The sequence below is a fragment of the Paenibacillus sp. MMS18-CY102 genome (genome assembly GCF_009789195.1).
Classification (GTDB): Bacteria; Bacillota; Bacilli; order Paenibacillales; family Paenibacillaceae; genus Paenibacillus_T.
Map to the genome: position 1 here is coordinate 1 of NZ_WSTC01000012.1, position 21182 is coordinate 21182.

At 51.4% G+C, this 21182-nt stretch carries 18 protein-coding genes, 1 tRNA gene and 1 pseudogene; 3 read left to right on the forward strand and 17 right to left on the reverse strand.

Annotated elements, in window-relative coordinates; all coding sequences use genetic code 11:
• The first annotated feature begins 361 nt into the window (after window positions 1–361).
• Together GON22_RS10540 and GON22_RS10545 are read left to right on the forward strand one after the other, a co-directional pair.
• A complete protein-coding gene (locus GON22_RS10540; protein ID WP_160396061.1) occupies window positions 362–754 on the forward strand; it encodes an acyl-CoA thioesterase in 393 nt (130 codons plus the stop codon).
• A gap of 126 nt (window positions 755–880) precedes the next feature.
• Window positions 881–1251, forward strand: a pseudogene (locus GON22_RS10545) (Rpn family recombination-promoting nuclease/putative transposase); the annotation flags it as partial.
• Window positions 1252–1513: 262 nt separating this feature from the next.
• On the opposite strand, the gene GON22_RS10550 reads toward GON22_RS10545, so the two are convergent.
• From GON22_RS10550 to nrdR, 5 genes are all read right to left on the reverse strand, one after another.
• The gene (locus GON22_RS10550) at window positions 1514–2050 is read right to left on the reverse strand and encodes a hypothetical protein (protein WP_160396062.1); all 537 of its coding nucleotides are present in this window, start codon (window positions 2048–2050) and stop codon (window positions 1514–1516) included.
• Between the two features lie 154 nt (window positions 2051–2204).
• Entirely contained in the window at window positions 2205–3086 is an 882-nt protein-coding gene (locus GON22_RS10555; protein ID WP_160396063.1) for an SBBP repeat-containing protein, read from the reverse strand.
• Window positions 3087–3088: 2 nt separating this feature from the next.
• Window positions 3089–4732, reverse strand: coding sequence for a DUF7948 domain-containing protein (locus GON22_RS10560; protein WP_442954371.1), 1644 nt, complete (start codon window positions 4730–4732; stop codon window positions 3089–3091).
• 742 nt (window positions 4733–5474) lie between these two features.
• Window positions 5475–5550: transfer RNA gene (locus tag GON22_RS10565), tRNA-Ala, on the reverse strand.
• A 66-nt stretch (window positions 5551–5616) separates the two neighbouring features.
• Window positions 5617–6117 (reverse strand): transcriptional regulator NrdR, encoded by a 501-nt coding sequence (nrdR, locus tag GON22_RS10570; RefSeq protein ID WP_160396065.1) that lies wholly within the window; start codon window positions 6115–6117, stop codon window positions 5617–5619.
• A gap of 117 nt (window positions 6118–6234) precedes the next feature.
• On the opposite strand from nrdR, the gene GON22_RS10575 reads away from it, so the two are divergent.
• Window positions 6235–6438 carry an alpha/beta-type small acid-soluble spore protein gene (locus tag GON22_RS10575; protein WP_160396066.1) on the forward strand — a complete coding sequence of 68 codons (204 nt, stop codon included), beginning with the start codon at window positions 6235–6237 and terminating at the stop codon, window positions 6436–6438.
• Between the two features lie 73 nt (window positions 6439–6511).
• On the opposite strand, the gene GON22_RS10580 is transcribed toward GON22_RS10575, so the two are convergent.
• From GON22_RS10580 to GON22_RS10635, 12 genes are all read right to left on the reverse strand, one after another.
• On the reverse strand, window positions 6512–7081 hold the full coding sequence (locus GON22_RS10580) for a lytic transglycosylase domain-containing protein (protein ID WP_160396067.1): 570 nt from the start codon (window positions 7079–7081) through the stop codon (window positions 6512–6514).
• A gap of 14 nt (window positions 7082–7095) precedes the next feature.
• Window positions 7096–7689, reverse strand: a complete 594-nt coding sequence (gene coaE, locus GON22_RS10585) for a dephospho-CoA kinase (RefSeq protein ID WP_160396068.1) — start codon at window positions 7687–7689, stop codon at window positions 7096–7098.
• Window positions 7690–7734: 45 nt separating this feature from the next.
• Window positions 7735–8421: a sporulation membrane protein YtaF gene (gene ytaF, locus GON22_RS10590; RefSeq protein WP_160396069.1), complete on the reverse strand. Its 687-nt coding sequence runs from the start codon at window positions 8419–8421 to the stop codon at window positions 7735–7737.
• A gap of 125 nt (window positions 8422–8546) precedes the next feature.
• Window positions 8547–9443, reverse strand: coding sequence for a DNA-formamidopyrimidine glycosylase (gene mutM / locus GON22_RS10595; protein ID WP_160396070.1), 897 nt, complete (start codon window positions 9441–9443; stop codon window positions 8547–8549).
• 69 nt (window positions 9444–9512) lie between these two features.
• Window positions 9513–12170 carry a DNA polymerase I gene (gene polA / locus GON22_RS10600; RefSeq protein ID WP_160396071.1) on the reverse strand — a complete coding sequence of 886 codons (2658 nt, stop codon included), beginning with the start codon at window positions 12168–12170 and terminating at the stop codon, window positions 9513–9515.
• Window positions 12171–12666: 496 nt separating this feature from the next.
• Window positions 12667–13323 (reverse strand): phosphate signaling complex protein PhoU, encoded by a 657-nt coding sequence (gene phoU, locus GON22_RS10605; protein WP_160396072.1) that lies wholly within the window; start codon window positions 13321–13323, stop codon window positions 12667–12669.
• Between the two features lie 20 nt (window positions 13324–13343).
• A complete protein-coding gene (pstB, locus tag GON22_RS10610) occupies window positions 13344–14099 on the reverse strand; it encodes a phosphate ABC transporter ATP-binding protein PstB (RefSeq protein WP_202113190.1) in 756 nt (251 codons plus the stop codon).
• A 38-nt stretch (window positions 14100–14137) separates the two neighbouring features.
• On the reverse strand, window positions 14138–15013 hold the full coding sequence (pstA, locus tag GON22_RS10615; RefSeq protein ID WP_160396073.1) for a phosphate ABC transporter permease PstA: 876 nt from the start codon (window positions 15011–15013) through the stop codon (window positions 14138–14140).
• Between the two features lies 1 nt (window position 15014).
• Window positions 15015–15878, reverse strand: coding sequence for a phosphate ABC transporter permease subunit PstC (gene pstC / locus GON22_RS10620; RefSeq protein WP_237179107.1), 864 nt, complete (start codon window positions 15876–15878; stop codon window positions 15015–15017).
• A gap of 194 nt (window positions 15879–16072) precedes the next feature.
• Window positions 16073–17083, reverse strand: a complete 1011-nt coding sequence (locus tag GON22_RS10625) for a PstS family phosphate ABC transporter substrate-binding protein (protein ID WP_160396074.1) — start codon at window positions 17081–17083, stop codon at window positions 16073–16075.
• A 222-nt stretch (window positions 17084–17305) separates the two neighbouring features.
• Window positions 17306–20080, reverse strand: a complete 2775-nt coding sequence (locus GON22_RS10630; RefSeq protein ID WP_160396075.1) for an ABC transporter permease — start codon at window positions 20078–20080, stop codon at window positions 17306–17308.
• Between the two features lie 29 nt (window positions 20081–20109).
• Window positions 20110–21168: an efflux RND transporter periplasmic adaptor subunit gene (locus tag GON22_RS10635; protein ID WP_160396076.1), complete on the reverse strand. Its 1059-nt coding sequence runs from the start codon at window positions 21166–21168 to the stop codon at window positions 20110–20112.
• Window positions 21169–21182 lie beyond the last annotated feature (14 nt).

Sequence of the window (21182 nt, forward strand, 5' to 3'; positions counted from 1 at the left end):
GGTTCGCCGTTTTGCAACCCTTATTTCACAATTCTGGCCACCTGAGCTTGCTATGTCTTGGTGGCCGGTTTATTCAAGCATAGATTCTCACACTTGCCAGTTAATCTCGTGAACTGCATAAGTCCTGTCTCTTCAATAGATGCCTCCCTTTATTTGTATTTTATTATTTTATCGCTGCTGTATAAGTAAAAAAAGACTTATTTTTACCTGGTACCGGCGCTAATTTAGGGTAGGCAGGATGCGCCCCCAGCGGGAAATTACGATAAACCACGCGTAACCTAACTTCCCCGTCTCGCAGGCTTTCTTGTTCGCCTGATGCCCATGCTATAATGGGGGCTAACGAGAGGAGTGCTATCCTAACATGCAAATTAATTTGGAACTTATCGTTCGTTCTACCGAAATCGATGTGAACGGGCATGTGAATAACGCCAAATATTTGGAGTATCTCGAATGGGGCCGCGAGGAGTGGTACGAAGCGAATGCGCTGCCTTACGAAGTGTTGAAGGAACACGGTGTCCAGACGGTAACGGTCAATATCAATATCAACTACCGCAAGGAATGCCGGCAAGGGGACCGGTTAACCGTCATCACGCAGCCGCAGTCGATCGGAAGAAGCAGCTACGTGCTGCTGCAACGAATCGTCAACGAACAAGGCGAGCTTTGCGCCGATGCGCAAGTAACGAGCGTTACGATGGATGTAGACACACGAAAAAGCAGACCCGTGCCGGATCCGCTTCGTGATTTATTTGCATAGAAAGCACGCCGATTAAGGTGTGTTTTCTTATTTTGTTTTTGATAATATCGGCTTTGACTTGTTCTTTACATTTTATGGATCTACCATATGCTTCACGCTATAATAAATTTGATTGGAGCTGAATACATGAAAGATATACTCGATCCTAAGAACGATTTTGTATTCAAACGCATATTCGGTAGTGAGGAAAATAAAGACGTTTTACTGGCTTTTCTTAACCGTACCTTCCAAGCGGCCGAACGGCCTCCGCTAACCGATATCGTAATTATGAATATACCGATAAGAACTCTCCTCATGATAAACAATCCATCTTCGATATCCAAGCCAAAACATCGGATGGCAGTTTGATTAATATTGAAATGCAGTTATTTAACCGATATGACAACGAGAAGCGAACGTTGTATTATTGGAGTAAGCAGTACACCAGCCAGCTCGAAGAAGGACAGTCCTATAAGAACCTCAAGAAATGTGTCACGATCAACATCCTTGATTTCACAAAGATGAAGAAACTCGGCGGCTTTATGAAATGAGACAGAAAGCTCTGCATGACGAGGCTTGATTGAAGGTGCTCGAGAAGAAGGAGAGCGCAAGGGCAAACTTGAAGTTGCCAGCAAGATGCTCGCAAAGGGCATGGATCTGGAATCCGTGTCTGAATTCACAGGATTACCTATTCATGAATTAAAGAAGTTACCTCCTACTCATTAATAGTCAACTGCCAGGAATCTCACCCTAGCAGTTTTTTTATTTTATCTAATAATTTTACTTCAGAGGATATTTTTCAAAATGCTTCCCTCTTCGTTCTAGATGCACTGTATTGCCTATAAGCTTTTTCCCAGTGGGAAATGTAATTTCATAAACGGAATATCTTTGATTGCTAGGATCAAATCTGCCAGAATTTAAATCCACTTCATCAACAATACTTGAATCCGTTATACATTCACTTTTCATCAATTGTTTTTTAAGTTTTTTTAATTCTGATTTTCTTCTCAGATGAGATATAAGCCCTGCATTTCTCCACCTTTCCAATCCAGTTCCTAAAGTAATGTGTTCTATCGCCTTATTCTTAATCTCTTCTACTAATTCATTACATTCTTGTTGAGTTGCGGCTAACCCAATATAAAATAAAGGTTCTAAATCAGGGCTTAAACCTTCGTCATTCATAATATCACTGTATATTCTTTTTATTCTTGACACCGCTTGGTTTACAGATACGCCTTCTTCTTTAAATAACAGGTAGTAATCTTTAATATCAAGTGTAAAATCATCATCAAATACCCCAAATCCCCAGGTTCCCATTATTTACACCTCTATTTTTATCCCTATCATATTCCTTAATCGATACACTTCCAATTCAAAAACAAAAAATTCATGCTACAACAAAAAAAGAGACAGAATCATCCGTCTCTTTATCTGTGGAGCCCCTGCACTTAAAACCCTGCTTATTTCAGCCTCATTCCTCTTCCTCTTCGACGGTAATTTCCGTATGGGTCGTGACATCGCCCAATGCGGTAGAGACGATCGAAGTCAAAATTCCTCGGTCGATCAGGCTCACGACAGGCGCCAACAGCCGGAAACGAACTGTTCGAGTCTCGCCAGGCGGGATCGAGCCGAGATCCAGATTGTCGATCAAATCGATTAAGTCAGGACGCTGGTTGACAATCAGGGAACGAAGAAGGTATTGGAACCCTTCAGGCAGCCGGTTACGCAGCCGCGTCACGAGCGGGACATTGGCAATGTTCTGGATATTGACCGTGATGAGGGTATCTCCTCCAGGCGGAACGACAGGCGGTTCCGCTATAACCGTTACGATAGGAGGCGTCGGAGCAGGTGTTCCAGGAGGGCCTTGCGGCCCTTGTGGTCCCGGAGGCCCCTCCGGCCCTTGCGGTCCAGGGGGGCACAGACACGAGCAAGAGAGAGAGCCGAATTTTAGCACGAACCCTTTGCTTGGAGGCCTTCCACCATTTTGCAGGTTGATGGGAAAGCCATCAGAGTTGGTAGTCGAGCCGCCGATGAACACCTGTCCCGCCGCGTTCACGCTAATGCTTTCACCCGCGTCCGAACCCGCACCGCCGATGTAGGTCGAATAGAGCAAGTCGGTTCCCGTGATGCTGACCATCGTGAAGAAAACGTCGGATTGGCCCCGAAACTTTGTCTGAATTGCGCCGGGAAGCGTCGGAAAGTCGCTCGACTGGGTAAAACCCGTGACATATGCGGTAGACGTGGAATCGACCGCGATGGCGGATCCGAAGTCGTAGCCGCTGCCGCCCAGATAAGTGGAATAGAACAATGATGATCCAGAAGGATTGAGCTTGCTGACGAATGCGTCTGACAAACCTAGGCTCGTTGTCGCAAACGCGAACGGCTCGTCGGGTAATTAGCCGAGTACGTTGTGCCTGTCACATAAATGTTGCCCAAGTGATCGAGCGCGATCCCCTGAATATTGTCGTCGTCGCTGCCGCCAAGGAGGGCGGACAAGATCAGCTGCGTGCCATCTGGGTTGAGCCGTGAGACGAATCCCGTCTGGTTAGACACCGGGACGGTAAATGCACCAGCCGTTGTCGGAAAGTCCGCAGAGAGCGTATTTCCCCCGATGTAGGCGTCGCCTTGCGGCCCTACGGCGATACCGTTCGCAATATTGTTACTTGAGCCGCCCAGGAACGTGGAATAAACGAGTGCGCTTCCGGTGGCATTTAGCTTGGCAACGAACGCATCGACTGATGCCCCGTTATATTGGGGTCGCAAAGCACCTGGCGTCGTCGGAAAATTCGCTGCGCTCGTGTAGCCCGAAATATAAGCATTTCCCGATGAATCAAGAGCGAGGCCCGTCGGGGTGCTGCTCGTGCTTCCGCTGAGCAAAGCTGTATACATCAGCTCGCTGCCAGATGCATTCAGCTTGACGACGAATACTTTACTCTGGCCGCCATCGGTCAGTTGAAGCGCCCCGGTGGGTAACGGAAAGTTCAAGCTTGTCGTCACACCGGTGACGTATGCATTCCCTTCGGCATCGACGGCAATGGCTATGCCGTTGTCGCTATGCCCGCCGCCGATAAAAGTTGAATATACATAAGGATCGCCGCTGGGCGGAAGCTTGATGACGAATGCGTCCGTAAAGCCCCCGAATGTAGTCTGGAAAGCACCGGGCGTAACGATAAAACTCGGCGAATTCGTGGAGCCTGTTACGTAGGCATTGCCTTGTGCATCGCTTGTAACAGCGTTGATGAACGTTTGAACGCCAACGCCTGACGGCCCAACCAGCGTAGAATAGAGGAGCATCGGGTCAATAATTAAGGGTAGTCTTGGATCAAAAACGGAAGCAATCTCATAGCCGAACCGATTGCGCGCGGCATCGATGATTCGATAGCGGCACCGGATATCCTTCCGCAATCCATCGATCTCTTGGTAACTGAGCGGGATCTCCTCAAGCAGGGAGCCTGCCGCCGTATGGATAATTAGGTTTCCTTCGTTATCCAGCTCCAGCCCGCTCGCACCCTCGTATTCAAACTCCGCATCCTGCAAGTTTGCGCCCGGTTGCATGATGCAGTCATACTTCAACCGTTCTTTTTCCCCATAGAAAACAACATCGATGCCCGGCCACAGGCGACGATAGGCCAGCTTCCGATAAGCCGATAGATTCGTTCTCCAGTTGGCAGAATCGCTACCGATCAACCTATGCTGTTTGCCTCCACATTCTTCGAAAGGCTCAAGCAAGGGCGAAGCGTTCGCTCCGATAAACCGGAGATTCAGGCGCAGGCCCTCCATCATGATGTTATCTCTATCTATGCTTCGAGATCCATCAGTGCTTGGAGAGCTTGAGCCTGGCTCCAAACACCGGTAAAACATCAGTTCCGCGCATTCCGGAGCAAAACGTCCCTGAAAGCCCTGTTCGTTTGCGATATAGGCAGTCCCTTGTTCATTTTCACCACAAAAGAAGGCAAGCGGCTGTTCAAAAAGCGAACGCAACGCTGGCTTATGCATCATTTCCCGACTGGAAGACAGAGCACTCCCTCCCTTTCAGAATTTTAGATCGGAATATCCATGGGAATATATGCGATTAACACGGATTCTAGAATGCGATTCACGCCCGAACCGCAATGCACTCCGCGGGCAAGGGCGCGACAGCGACCCTACAGCATGAATTAGGCAACCTGCAATCCACCACAATGTCCACGAAATGAATCGTGGACATTATGGCGGAGCCTAGAAGCTCCAAACTCGCACAGCTCGTCTCCACGTCATGGGATGTCCGAATCCTGATTATATGCTGACGAAGCATACTCAACGAGGACTTTTAGCGGTAGATTCAGACGCCGTGCTCCTCCATTCGACGCTTTCCTTCGAACCCCACTAACTTCACTCCGTCCGCGCGGACTGAACCCCGGGGTTCGCCCCCTTTAATGGCTCCACCATATAACAAAAAAGAACGCCGATTAAGGCGTGCTTCATATTTGTTATATGGTGGAGCCTAGAAGCTCCCACTCGCACAGCTCGTCTCCACGTCATGGGATGTCCGAATCCTGATTATATACTGACGCAGCTTTCTCACCGAAGACTTTTAGCGGTAAATTCAAACGCCGTGCTCCTCCATTCGACGTATTCCTTCGAAGCATATTCACTTCTTTCCGTCCGCGCGGACTGAACCCCATTAGGGGTTCTCACCCCCTAGGCAGTCCACCAAATAAAAAAGTCCACGAAATTAATCGTGGACTTGTCTGTTTTATTATGGTGGAGCCTAGGGGGATCGAACCCCTGACCTCATCGCTGCCAGCGATGCGCTCTCCCAGCTGAGCTAAGGCCCCTAATCGGTTGTCTCTGCCAAATATAGGCGGGACAGGTTAGATCGTACCATGCGCGTTCGCGCAGTGTCAATCCTTTTTCAACCCGTCCGTAGCGCCGGCGCCGCCTGTGAGCGGATGCTTGGAGAGCAGCAGATTGAGTTCCTTCATAAACATGTCGATGTCTTTGAATTGGCGGTACACGGAGGCGAAACGAACGTACGCAACTTCGTCCACCGGGTACAGTTGTTGCATGACCAGTTCGCCGATAATGCGGCTCTCGATCTCAGCGTGAGCCGTTGTGCGCAGCTCCTTCTCAACCTCGGAGACGACGACTTCCAGACGGTCTGCGGGGACGGGACGCTTCTCGCAAGCGCGGATCAATCCGCGCAGCAGCTTCTCGCGGCTGAATTCTTCGCGGCTGCCGTCTTTCTTAATGACGATCAATGGCGTTTCTTCAATCATCTCGAACGTTGTGAAACGGCGGCTGCATTTTTCACATTCACGCCTGCGGCGGATCGAACGGTTTTCGTTGGCCGGTCTCGAATCGAGCACTTTGGAACCGGCATAATCACAATAAGGACATCTCATTTGGTTACCTCCATGACCCTCCAGGGCGCCATCTCAAAAAATTCCCAAACCTTACCTGTAATGAAGTTCGCAAAAACGCACATAATACATTTACCAACCGCAAGGAGGTGAACGACAATGAGCGCAAGTAACCAATTGGTTGTACCACAAGCTTCTGCAGCACTCGACCAACTGAAATACGAGGTTGCACAAGAACTGGGTATCGCGATTCCACAAGACGGTTATTACGGGAACATCACGACGAAAGACGCTGGCTCCATCGGGGGTAGCATCACGCGTAAACTCGTACAAATCGCAGAACAATCGCTTGCAGGCCACTAAACGTTGACTTTCATCACCAAGCTAGGGCGAACCCGCCGGGACATTAGTTCTCGGCGGGTTTGTCCGACGCCATTTACTCGAACGTCGGATATAAGTCTTTGTACTTATTATAATAATAAAAGACGCGTTGTACATAGTGCCTCGTCTCTCCGAACGGCACATTGCTGACGGACTCCATCGCGCCATCCCACACTCCATTGTCCAGCCACTTATTCACGTTGCCCGGTCCTGCATTATAAGCTGCAACGGCCGCCACTGCGTTTCCATCAAACTGCTTGTGCAAGTTGCTAAGATACCATGATCCAATCTGTATGCTAATATCCGCCCGATGGCGGAGCGTGTCTTCGGTTACATTGGAGAAACCGGCCTTGTTGATTACCCAATCTGCGGTATCAGGCATGATCTGCATGAGCCCTAATGCGCCCTTATGCGATTCTTTGCCTGTTTTGTAGTTGGTTTCTACTCGGATGACTGCTGCAATTAAGAGTGGATCAAGACCGTAATCCCACGCGCTGGCACGTATATCTTCCTTGTAATGAATCGGGTACATCCACCGAGCCATCCAGTCCGATTTGATGAAAAGAAAGGCGACGAATCCAACTATCAGCAAAAGCAGCAGCCGTTGGCGCTTCCTTCGTTTCATGCGTCAGCTCCTTCTCATCTGCCGATTGCCCGCCAAAACGCCGCGACTTGCTCGCGTGTCTGCTCCAGCGTCCCTCGATTGTCAATGACCCACTGCGCGCGCTCGCGCTTGCGCTCAATATCCATTTGAAGCCCGATGCGCCTGTCTGCTTCTTCAACAGACAGCCCATTGCGGCCCATTAGCCGTTCTCGCTGTACTTCCTTCGGTACATACACGACGATGACACCTTCATATGCCTCATCTTGCCCTGTCTCATATAACAAGGGAATATCCGCAATGACGACCGCATTCGGATCTTCTTTCTCATACGCTTCCATCTGTTTCCTCATGTGCTGGCGGATAGCTGGATGCAAAATCGCTTCCAGCTCCTTCAGCCGCTCCGCTTGCCCGAATACGACAGCGCCTAGCGCCTGCCGATTCAACGAGCCATCCTCATGGAGTATAGCTTGTCCAAACTTCGCAACGACGGCGCCCAGCGCCGGCTCGCCCGGAAGGACGACATCCCTGGCTGCCTGGTCAGCATCCACCAGATGCGCCCCAAGCTCGACCAGCATGGCCGCAACGGTGCTTTTGCCACAGGCGATGCCGCCAGTTAAGCCGATTCTCATCGTTCGTCCCTCCGTATTCATTCACCGCTCATGAACCGTTGTGATTCAGAACATTTTGATAATGCCAATAACAATTAACATCATGCCTGGAACAGCGGACAGAAACTGCATCCCTTGCAGTCCCGCATACCGGAGCCCAACACGCATGCCAGCCAGCAGAAAAATCGCGCTCGACAACGAAATCGCCACGGACGTAACGCCCGGCGAAAGCCCAATCAATGCCGCGCCAAGCCCCGCTCCGAATGCGTCGAATGACAAAGCTACGCCGAGCAGTACCGCCTCCGACGACGAAATGCTGCCAGACCGGTCTACGTCCGCAACTTGCGGCTTTCGCAAAATTTGAATCACGATGCCCAAACGCTTTAGCTCAAAACGAATTAACGTATTCTCGCTTGGCGTAAGCTCCACTTGTTCATCTTGTAGTTGTTCCTGTTCGTCAACGCTTTCCTGTGAACGGCCCTTCTCGCGCCGCAGCTGCATGAGCGCCCAGATCCCGATCACGATCAGAATCGATGCGCCAATCATGCGAGCGACGACCGGAGACAAATATGCCGTCATCCAGCCTCCAACGGCCATCGACAGCCATATAATAATGCCGGAGCAAGCCGCGATGATTAGAATGGAAATGATAGGTATGCGGATTCGCCGCAGCCCATACGTGACGCCGACGCCGAATCCATCCAAACTGACGGCACAAGATAGCAACAGCAGTGATGCGAAATGCGCGAACAACCGATGTCCCTCCCCGCAGATGACTGTTCCTTACCGGAACATTCGCCTATGTTCGATAGGAACATCATATGCAGGGAATCCCATCTCGTGCTTTTTAGTTACTTTATTCGTTACAAAGGCATCCGTTAATGGATCTTAGGCGAAACACCCTCCGGGCGCTTCTGGCGTACAGCCGGCTTGGCGGATGCGCCACTGGGCTTCGGTTGGCAGCGTGGGCAAATATGCGTGCCGCGCCCGCCAACGACGAACTTCTCGATGATCGTGCCGCAGTTCGAGCAAGGCTCTCCGCCACGACCGTAAGCAAGCAGCGCATGCTGGAACATGCCCATCTCGCCCTGCCCGTTCACATACGATTTAATGGATGATCCGCCCGCAGCGACCGCACGGCCGAGCGTATCGCGAATCGCGTCATACAGTCGCGTCCACTCAGCCTTCTTAAGCGTTTCGGCCGTACGCTCCGGATGAATTTGCGCCTGAAACAACGCCTCATCTACATATATGTTGCCAAGCCCGACGACATACGCTTGATCGAGCAGCAACGGCTTAATCTTCGTCGTCTTGCTGCCCAGCTTCTCGCGAAGCGCCTTCTCCGTGAAGCCGTCATCCAACGGCTCCATCCCTAGCTTGTTCAATGGCGGCATGGCCAGCTCTTCCTCCGGCAGGAATAAGTCCATCGTGCCGAACTGGCGAACATCTTTATAACGAAGCTCAGATCCGTCTGTAAAATGGAAAATGACATGCGTATGCGTCTCGACTGGCTCGTCCTGGCCGTACACGCCGTAGCGCCCCTCCATCCGCAGATGGGAGACAAGAACAAGCCCGTCGAGCACCAATCGCAAAAACTTCCCTCGGCGCTCGACGGACATAATGGTATGGCCGGCCAGCGCAGCTGCGAACTGCTCTGGCTCAGCGGGCCTTCTTATAATACGCGGCAAGCTCACTGTAACACGCGCGATCTTCTTGCCTGCGACCAATTCATTCAACGTTCGGCGGACAGTCTCCACCTCTGGCAATTCCGGCATGTTGTATTCACCTCATTGCCCATTATAACGCATTCTGCCGCTTGATGCTCCTATCTGGCGCATCTCAGATTATTTCGCTTCGTACCAATTGTCGCCAAAGCTAACGTCTGCCTTGAGCGGCACGTCCAGCTGAATCGCGCTCTCCATCACTTCCGGCACAAGCTGCTTCATTAATTCCAGCTCATCAGCCGGCACTTCGAACACAAGTTCATCGTGCACCTGCAGCAGCATGCGGCTTTGAAGGTCCCGCGCGCGCAGCTCTTCATCCATGCGAACCATTGCCAGCTTGATGATATCGGCTGCAGTTCCTTGGATCGGCGTGTTCATCGCCGTCCGCTCCGCGAAGGAACGAATGTTGAAATTAGACGCTTTAATCTCTGGCAAGTAGCGCCGGCGCTCCAAGAGTGTCGTTACATAACCGTCTGTGCGCGCTTGCGCCACGATGTTGTCCATATACCGGCGAACGCCTTGGAAGGCGGCAAAATATTGTTCGATAAACTGCGCTGCTTCCTTCCGCGTAATGTTCAAGTTGTTCGAAAGGCCGAAGTCGCTAATGCCGTATACGATGCCGAAGTTAACCGCTTTGGCTTGGCGGCGCATGTTGGCATCCACATCTTCTGGCCGGACGCCGAAGACATCCGATGCTGTTTTCGTATGAATATCCAGATCCTTAACGAACGCTTCCTTCAAGCCCTCATCACCTGAAATATGTGCAAGCACGCGTAGCTCGATCTGTGAGTAGTCGGCAGCGAGCATGAACCAGCCAGGCTCCGACGGCACGAATGCTTTGCGAATCTGTCGCCCTTCCTCCAGGCGGATCGGGATGTTCTGCAAATTCGGGTATTGGCTGCTCAGGCGTCCCGTTGCCGCAATGGTCTGCCGGTAATACGTATGGATTTTGCCCGTATTCGGTCGAATTTCCTTCAATAGCCCATCAACATACGTAGATTGCAGCTTCGCCAACTGGCGGAACAGCAGGATGGACGGGATGATTTCGTGATACGGCTCCAGCTTCTCCAGCACATCGGCATCGGTCGAATAGCCTGTCTTGGTCTTCTTTATAACCGGCAGGCCGAGCTTTTCAAACAATACTTCGCCAAGCTGCCTCGGTGAATTAATGTTGAATTCCATACCCGCCAGCGTATACACCTTGGCCATGATCTCTGAGATGCGGCTTTCCAGCTCTGCACCGAGCTGCTCAATGACGCCTGCATCGCAACGAATGCCCTGCAGCTCCATGCCTGCAAGGACGCGGGACAATGGCTGCTCCAAGTCATAATACAGCTTGTGCATGCCCGTCTTCTCAAGCTCTTCGCGCTGGATTGCCGCTATGCTGCGGACTGCATCCGCCTTCGCCGCGATATGCCCGTGCAGTGCTGCGATGTCTGGCAGCTTGAACTTGGCGCCTTTGCCATAAACGGCTTCGTCCGCTTGAACGGCCGGCAAGCCGTATTTGCCACATAGCCCGCTTATCGATTGCGTGGAATCCGTTGGATCGAGCAAATAAGCCGCTAACTGCACATCGAAGCTGATGCCCTTCATCGCAATGCCGTGCCAAGCAAGCGACAGCTCTGTCCGGTGCAGATCGAACCCAGACTTTTCTGTGCCAGCGTCCGCCAGCCACTCCCGTACGAAGCCTAGCGCTGAGGTTTGCAGCTCAGCCAGCGGCACGGCAAAGATAGCATCTGGCGTCGCAAGCGCGATTGCAATGGTCTCGCTCTGATGCGGGTTATCTCCAATCACTTCTACGTAGACACTTTGAACCGACTTCAGGCCCGCTGCAAGCGCAGACAGCGCATCTTCGTCATGAGCCGTTACCGATATGACGTTCAGCTCAGCTGCAGCTACCGTACTGCCCGTGCCTTCTCCGGCCAAATCAAGCCGCTCCAGCAGCGATTTGAATTCCAGCTTACGAAACGCATCGGCAAGCGCCGGCTTCGCGTAGCCGTTATAGGCCATCTCTGAGATTCCCTTATCGAGCGGCACCTCGCGGAAGATCGTCGCTAGCTTTTTGCTCATCATTGCATCGTCCTTATGCTGCTCGACCTTCTCTTTCATCTTTCCTTTGAGGTCATCTATATGTTCAAGAACGCCTTCGACCGAGCCGTATTCATGCAGCAGCTTAAGCGCAGTCTTCTCTCCAACGCCTGGAATGCCCGGAATGTTATCGGATTTATCGCCCATCAGGCCTTTTAAATCAATGATTTGTAACGGCTTAAGCCCATACCGCTCTTGAATAAGCGACGGTGAATACCGATCGACATCGCCGACACCGACGCGAGTAAACATGACGGTCACTTGGTCGGAAGCAAGCTGGAGCATGTCTTTATCGCCTGATACGACCAGCACCTCTGCACCCTGCTCGTCCGCCATGCGCGTTAATGTGCCGATAATGTCGTCCGCCTCATAGCCAGGCAGCTCAAACTGGCTGATGCCGAACGCTTGCAGCAGCTCTTTAATAAGTGGAAATTGTCCGGACAATTCAGAAGGAGTCTTCTGCCGCCCGCCTTTATATTCGCTGTAGCCTTCGTGCCGGAACGTCACCTTGCCTGCATCGAACGCGACTAACATATGCGTTGGTTGCTCTTCTTCCAGCAGCTTCAGCAGCATTGTCGTGAATCCATATACCGCATTCGTATATATTCCGCTTGCATTGGTCAACAGCGGCAACGCGTAAAATGCCCGGAACGCAATGCTGTTGCCGTCGATTAATACCCACTTTTCCATTGGCGGCATCTCTCCTGCAATTCATATTGATGGTCTGCCTTTTCACTGCCTTCTATCATACCACAAAATGAGGGGGCTTTTCCCGATGGAGCTGCGCTTGCCAGATCGCTTGCCGTAGAAATAAAAAAGCTGACGCTGGCTATGCCGGCATCAGCTTCTGCTGTGCGTACAGCCTGCTCATTGCAGTTTGTACAATAGAATTCACTCCAATTGGAAGGTGAAGAGGCATCATTGCATATCGTGCAACGGTAAAGACGGCTACCCTATGTTTTGGTCACATTGTGGCACTTTTGAACCGCATCTCATTGCATGGACTGCAATGGGAATCACTCGGGCAGGTTATTCCAACCTTTTCCATTGTACAAACTGCAATGCAAGGCAATAAACAACCGCAACTGCGGTGCATTTGCCCACTTGAAACAAATGAAAAAGTTGTCCGAAAGCCAATTGCATTGGCTTATAGGACAACCTCTTCAAATCGTCTATGAATGACGGATTAGTTCAAATCCGGACGTTTGCCCGTAACGAGATACACGACGCTCTCGCCAATGTTCGTCGCATGGTCAGCGATCCGCTCGATATAGCGGCCTACGAAGCTAAGCTGCATCGATTGCGAGATCGTTAACGGATTTTCGAGCATGAGCGAGAACAGCTCCCGCGTAATTTGCTTATACAACGCATCGACCTGGTCGTCGTCCTTCGCCATTTTGTAAGCGAGATCAACGTTCTCCTGCACGAAAGCTTGAATCGACTCATAAATCATCGTCTGCACGATATCCGCCATGCGTGGCAGGTCGATCAAAGGCTTAATGAGCGTTTGGCCTTCCAGGCGCATCGTTACTTTCGCTACGTCAAGCGACAAGTCGCCCATCCGTTCAAGATCGCTAGCGATTTTGAACGCAGACAGAATGCGGCGGAGATCCTTCGCAACAGGCTGCTGTGTCAAAATCAGCTTAGAACCCAGCTCTTCGATCCGCTCTTCCAAACGGTTAATTTCTGGATCGGACGCGATAACCTGCTTCGCTAAGCTCACGTCCAATTTTTGCAGCGACTCCATCGCTTTCGCCAATGCTTGCTCAACGCGTTCGCCCATTTCAACGAGCATCTGATGCAGTTCACCGAGGTACTGATCGAATTCTTTGCGCGGCGACATCTCTACACTCTCCCTCTGCCTTAGCCGAACCGGCCGCTAATATAGTCTTCTGTCCGCTGATCCGCCGGGGTCGAGAACAGCTTCTCTGTTTCGTCATACTCGATGACTTCCCCATTCAAGAAGAACACCGTTTGGTTCGATACACGAGCCGCTTGATGCATGTTGTGCGTCACCATAACGATCGTATACCGGTCCTTCAGCTCTTGCACCAGCTCTTCGATTTTGAGCGTTGAGATCGGGTCAAGCGCCGAAGTTGCTTCATCCATAAGCAGAATATCCGGGTTAACCGCAAGCGCACGCGCAATGCAAAGGCGCTGCTGCTGACCCCCGGACAAGCTGAATGCCGAGCGTTTCAAATGATCCTTTACCTCATCCCACAATACAGCCGAACGCAAACTGGTTTCCACAATCTCATCCAGCACCTTGCGGTCCCGAATGCCATGCAGCCGTGGGCCGTAGGCGATGTTATCGTAGATCGATTTCGGGAACGGGTTCGGCTGCTGGAACACCATGCCGACTTTCTTGCGAAGCGTCTCTACATCGACATCGCCGGAGTAAATATCCGTGCCGGAAATCGCAATTTCGCCTTCGATTCTCGTGCCGGGGATCATGTCATTCATCCGATTCAGCGTACGAAGCAGCGTCGACTTGCCGCAGCCCGATGGCCCGATGAAAGCCGTAATGGCTTTCTCCGGTATCTTCATAGATACATCTTTCAGTGCGTGAAAAGCGCTATAGAACAGGTTCAGCCTGTTAATTTCAATTAAGGTTTGCATCGCGTATCCCTCCGCAATCGATTCGTTCGTATCGTTGATTAAATATGCTTGTTGTATTTGTTGCGCAGCATGATCGCCGAGAAGTTCATGAGCAGCAGCATCGCCAACAGGACGATAATGCCTGCGGCAGCAAGCTCTTGGAACGCTTCTTGCGGACGAGATACCCAGTTATAAATCTGAATTGGCATAACGGTGAACGAGTCCATCGGGCTATCCGGCAAGAAGGCAACGAATGTCAATGCGCCGATCATAACGAGCGGGGCCGTTTCCCCGATTGCCCGCGACATTGCAAGAATGACGCCTGTCAGAATGCCGGAAATTGACGATGGCAGCACCGAGCGGGCAACCGTCTGCCACTTGGTTGCGCCAAGGGCGAATGACGCGTCGCGCCGCGACTTTGGTACCGCACGAATCGCTTCTTGCGCCGATACGATAATGATCGGAAGCACCAGCAGCGTCATTGTGAACGCGCCGGAGAGCAAGCTGCGGTCCAAGTGCATCATGCGGACGAAGATCGTAAGGCCCAAGATGCCATAGACGATCGACGGAACGCCCGCCAGCGTACTAATGTTGAGCTGGATGATGCGTGTAAGGCGATTTTTCTTCGCATATTCTTCGAGATAGATCGCAGCCCCTACGCCAAGCGTAAACGAGAGCGGAAGCATAATGGCAAGCATGTAAAGCGTCCCGACGATTGCGGATTTCATGCCTGCTTGCGTTGCTCTGCGCGAAGGGAAATTGTTAAACAGTTCCGGCTGCAGCCGGGAGAGGCCGTCCATTACGATATCCGTTAAGAGCGCCATTAGCGCCAAAACGCCGATTGACGTTGCGAACAAGAACAGGATGCGCAGCACCCAATCGATTCGACGGCGTTTGGCGATTTGCTTGCGGTTCGCATCTTCGAATATGGTCATGTTAGTACTCCTCCCGGAACCGTCTAGCCACATACTGGGCAAGGATATTCAATAAGAACGTAATGACGAACAGCGTCATGCCTACAGCAAAAATGGTACCGTACTCTACGCTGCCATGCGGCGTATCGCCGAGGCTCACCTGCACGATATACGCAGTCATCGTCTGAATGCTTTCAAGCGGATTGCCCGTCAGCTTAGGCGTCGAGCCCGCAGCGACAGTCACGATCATCGTCTCGCCAATAGCGCGGGAGAATGCCAGCACGGCCGATGCAACAATGCCAGAGAAAGCAGCCGGAACAACGATTTTGAGCGCGACTTCGAATCGGGTAGCCCCTAGCGCATAAGCGCCATCACGCAAGCTGCGCGGCACCGCGGACATCGCATCCTCACTCAGTGAGCAGACCATCGGAATGATCATGATGCCGACAACGATACCCGCGCTCAAAGCGTTGAATACGCCAGCTTGCGAGAACATCGCCCGAATGACCGGCGTAATGAGGCTGAGCGCGAAATAACCGTATACGATCGTAGGAACGCCGGCGAGCACTTCGAGAATCGGCTTTACGATTTTGCGCAGGCGCTTAGGTGCGTACTCACTCAGGTAGATTGCGCTCGCCAGCCCGATTGGCACGGCAACCAGACAAGCGATTACCGTAATTAGCAGCGTGCCGCAGATCAGCGGCCAGATGCCGAAGCTCTTCGGCTCAATAAGCGGCGACCACTTGGTCCCCGTAAAAAATTCGACGATCGATACTTGTTGGAAGAACGATACCGTCTCCCCGATTAGCGTGAAAACAATGCCTATCGTTGTCGCGATGGATACGCCTGCGCAGAGAAACAATAACACTGGCATGATTTTGTCCATCAAATGCTTTTTCCGGTTTTTGAACAGCCCTTGTTGTTTGGCGGCTGTCGCCTTCTTGTTGGCGGTTTGCACAACTTCGCTCGGCATGCTGGATTCTCTCCTTGCCTTTACAATTCGTTAACTTATTTTTCGTGAAAAATGTGATGTCCGTCTCAGACATCACATTCTTCTCGATGTTAAGTGCTTTTATTTAATTATTGAAGCTTAGCTGCTTCTGCATCGTACTTCTCATCTGGCAGTGGCACATAACCCACTTCTTTTGCCATTTCGCCGATGTTATTGATGTAGTAATCTACGAATGCGTTAACTTCAGGGCGTTCCAGCTCTCTTTTGTTCACATAGATGAACAGCGGGCGGGACAATGGTGCATACGTGCCGTCTTTGATCGTTTCAACCGTTGGCGAGATTGCGCCTTTGCCAGCGTCAACTGGAACAAGCTTGAGCTTATCAGCGTTCTCTTCATAGTAAGCGAAGCCGAAGTAGCCGATTGAGTATTTGCTGCCTTCTACGCCTTGAACGAGCGTATTGTCATCTTCACTGAACGAGATTTGCGTATCGTTACGAATGCCTTTTTTCTCAAGGATTTCTTCGTTAAAGTAGTCGTACGTACCGGAATCAGCGCCTGGGGAGTACATTTTGATTTCTTCTGCTGGCCAGCCAGCGCGTACATCAGCCCATGTTTTAACCGTCGAGCCCGTTACGAAAATTTTGTTCAGCTCTTCAACCGTCAGGTGGTCGATGAAGTCGTTGTCCTTGCTAACGACGATCGACAGGCCGTCATAAGCGACTTGCAGATCCGTGTACTCGATGCCTTTAGCTTTGCAAGCATCTGCTTCTTCGCCTTTAATTGGGCGGGAAGCATCACTGATTGCCGTTTCGCCGTTACAGAAGCGTTTGAAGCCGCCGCCCGTACCGGACACGCCTACCGTTACGCGAACATCTGGATTATCTTTGCCGAACTCTTCTGCAGCCGCTTCCGTCAGCGGATAAACCGTACTCGAACCGTCGATTTCTACTTCGCCTTTCAGGCCGACCGCAGCTGTTTCTTCATCGCCGCTCTTTTCGTCCGTTGCCGTTTGCTCCGTATTTGCAGGCTCCGTGGAACCTTTCGTTTCTTCTTTGTCACCGCATGCTGCCACCAACATCATGAGCAGCGCCATCATCATCACCAATACGATTCCTTTACGGCCTTTCCCCTTCAACAACTCAACCACTCCTCTACCCTCTGTTTTATGGCACGTCCTTCATGGGTTTTATATTAACGGCCGAATGTAAATCGAGTATCTTTTGTTTGTTAACGCCATGTTAAAAATATTGAACTCTTGCATCGCTAGATTAAATTTGTGTAAGGGGCAGCGCAAAAAAGCCTTCGTTAGGCCTTGAGGGCCAAACGAAGGCTTTGTCGAATCAACGGATTAAGATGTGGCTTATCCATCCTCTCCCATCCGCAAAGCTTGCTGAATACGCAATCTGCGAACATGCCAGAATAGAAGCATAGCGCCTGCGATTAACATAAAAGCAACAACATACGCCAACTTAAGTGCATCGGAAGGCTCAAATACGATTTGGAAAGACGGAACTTGCCCGCGAGGCTGAAGCAGAGGCAAGAACAGTTCTGAAACGGCAGTCCCGTTCAGTAAAGCGAATAGTATCGAGAAGCCTACTGCAAACAACTGCTCCAGCACAAGAGAGAATGCCAGTTGCCTTCGTGTAAGGCCCGCGGCTCGGAGCGTGCCGAGCTGTACGATTCGAGAAGACAAGTTATAGAAGGAAAATAACGCAAACCCGCTTAAGGTTACGAATACCGAAACAATAAAGCCGAGGCTCAATATGCCATACAGCCCGCCTCGTGCCGGCTGTTTATTCTGGTCAGCAATTTCGGAGCGCGTATCCTTTATAGATAGTAGATCGATTCCGCCGGCATTCAAATTGTCGATAACAGGAGCCAGCTTAGCGCCAGGCTTCATCTTGAGCCATATATCGTACGGGATAAGCGGCCCTTCTTGGAACAAATACGTTAAGTTAACAATTGCAAACGGCAGCTTTTCCGGGTACTCCCCTGGCCAATAGGGGACGATCCCGACAACCGTAAATTCGATCGCCCCTTGTTGCATATTCGCTTGAATGTGGTCGCCAAGCTTAATCTGGTAGGCGTTGGCAAGCGATTGCGGAATTAAAGCGCCTTGCTCCGTATGGGATAATAAATTCAAGTACAAATGAGGGCTCGCAGGCATCATTGATTTGAGAAAAGAAACGGTGCGGCCATAATCGACAGGGTTAATGCCCATGAGGTTACCTTCCCCTGCATCCTTGCCTGATACCGTTATAGGCACCTTCTTATGAAGGACGCGCGCCGCCGCCTCAACCCCCTCGGATTGCTTGAACAATTCAAATGGCGGCTCGTTGTACGCTATCGTCCCGCTTCCTTGGCCGCCTCCCTGTGCACCCTCTCCCGCTCCGTTATCCTCCTGTTTGCCTTCCCAAGCTAACTCAAGCACTGCATCAGCGCCTTGCTGATGAATGATTGAACGTGTATCGTTGACACCAATCGATCTTGCGGTCGATGCGTGGTAAACGCCGAGGCTCAATGTCATGACAAGCAGCGTAATTAACCCATGGTAAGTGCGGAACGACCTCGCCATCTGCATAATGCTCAGATAGAGCGGAATTGGCATCCTGCGAGAGGCGATGCGCTGAATGATCGTCAGCAGGATCGGGAATAGGCGGATATACAATAGCGCAGACGCAAGCACGGCTGCCGATGGCAAGAAAAACAGCACAGGATCCCACGATTGGCCAAGACCTGTCCGATCAGATGGATCGATTGGCAGAGGCTGGGATCGGGACATCGTGTAGTAACCGTACACAACAGCAAGGATGAGCACAAAATCAAGATAAAACCGTTGCCAAATCGGCTTTGCATTTCCACGTGAGGAACGGCGTTTGTATTGGACGATTGACGCTTTGGCAAACCGGTAAGTGCTGAACAGTTGCCCGCCAATGGCTAGCAAAATAGCAGCCGCCCCATAACCGATCGCCTCCCCTGTTAAAGGAGTAGCCAGCAGCTTCCGGTCAACAAAAGAGAGAAACCCGCTCGACGAGCCAATCGTTCTAGCCATGTAAACAGCGATCAACGAGCCAGCCGCCCCTGCAATTACGCCTACGAGCGTACCTTCCAATAACCCAATGATGACAAGCTGCCTGACGCTAGCGCCGCGGCTGCGGAGTACAGCCATATCACCCCGCTGCCGCTCCAACGACAGCTGGCCATTCATCCAAACAAAATAGAGGACAAGCCCGACCATTGGAGCGGATACCGCGAACAGTAATCGCTTGATCCCGTCGTTCGTCTTCTTGAATTGCTCTAATAATGGGAGGAAGGTAATGTCCGTCTTTGTATTCGGCAGCCGCTGGTAAGCTTCATTATCGATGCGAAGCAGCGTCTGGCTCAGCCGCTCCAGATCATTGCCTGTAACCGACCCCAATTCAAATGAATAGAACCAATAGGCCGATCCTAGCTGAACATTTTGCCGGCCGACCAGTTCATCGAGCAGCGCAGGCTTTCCAACAAACAGCTGATTGTTTGCATCATCCATGCCCTTGAACCAATATGGATCTTGATTCGACTTCGGCTTCACTGCGCCCGTAATGACGACCGGAATCGACTTTGTCTTGGAGCCTTCCCGCAACCGATAAATAAATCGGTCACCGACCCGGATATCATAACGGTACAACGCTTCCTCCATTACGACTGCTTCAATCTCTTCGCCTGCTTTGCCTGCTGTGAAGGCTTTCCCCGAAACCAGCTGAACATGCGACATTAATTCAATGTCGGTTGTCAACGCCATTTGCCTGCGAATCGTTCCATCGGACGAAACGGGATCCGCTGGCTGCAGATTGGCAGGACGCAGCGAAAACTGGCTTGCGCGCACCTGATAAGGCAGCCCCAACTTCGTTGGGACTTGCTCCCGTATATACGCATCCACGCTTTGGATCGACGGGATACCCGCCTTCTCTCCGCCCACGCTCTGGTACCGGACAACGAGCGACCCCGGGGAAGTCCGCGTATCATATTGGTCAAGCGTACGTTTGATGACATTCAACAACGACCCATTCGCGTAGATGGGGATACTCATAACGAAGGATACGGCAAGCGTCAAGCCTAGCAGCGTTCCCAGCGTCAGCCATCTGGTTTTGACCATCTTCCTAAGGATGAACCGTAAGGCGAACTTCATCGGCCGATTACCTTATCCCCGACTTGTAACCCCTTTACGATAACCGCATTGGTGCTGTCCTTCTCCCCGATCTCCACATCAGCTTCCCGGCGATTGCCCCCTTGATCCTCTACGACGACATAGCTCCTGCCACCTGTTGTACGCAACACCGACAGTGGCACGAGCAATACGCCTTCAAGCCGCTTTACGGTAATCGTAGCAGTTAACGGCGTCCCAAGTTTGGCTTTCGATGGCATTCGGCCGATGTCGAGAATCGCGTACTGCTCGATTCGGTCCTGTCCCTCAGTTGATGCGCCGGCTTTATCTGCTTCTGCAGAAGGAAGCTGCTTTACCGTTCCAGCCAGTTCGCCGCTATTGCGATTGATCTGCACCGTAACAGGCATGCCGACGGTGACGGTTTTTCGCTGCTCAGGATCAAGTTTGGCTGCAACAAATAATTCACTTGTATCCACAATTTCTCCAACGGCTTCATTCGCTTTGATCAGATCGCCCTTCTGCAGCTCGAACCGATCAAGCGTTCCGCTTATTGTTGCTGTCAGCTTCGACTGCGTCAGCGTTTCCTTCAGCCGGTTTAATTCCTCCTTCTGAAGCTCTTTATCTACTTTGAGCAAGAGCGCTTGCGTCGGATCGTTCGCGATCGTTTGCTGCATCATCAAGTCTTGGCGAATGACGAGCAGCTCCGTTTTACGGATATCAGCCTCTAGCGTCCCCATATCAAGCTCTGCCAGCACTTGCCCTTTCTTTACCGTATCTCCCGGCTTCACGTAAACCTTCTTCACTCTTCGATTATCCAGCGTATAATAGAGGGTTTCTTTATATGCGGACATTAATGAGCCTGATACCGTAATTTGCCGTTCAAATTTGCCTTTCTCTACGGTGTAGACAGGCTTCTGCTCGAATGACGGGACATCAACCGGGAGAAGCGTTTCGGTCTGTTCATCGGCAGGAAGCCAAGAGCAGCCCCCAAGAAACGGCAGGGTGAGCAGTAGCCCGAGCGACAGCTTGATCGTTGTTTGCCGAAAGTTGCGGCTTCCGGCCTTGTTGTGTCTGTTCAACTCCTTGCCCCCAT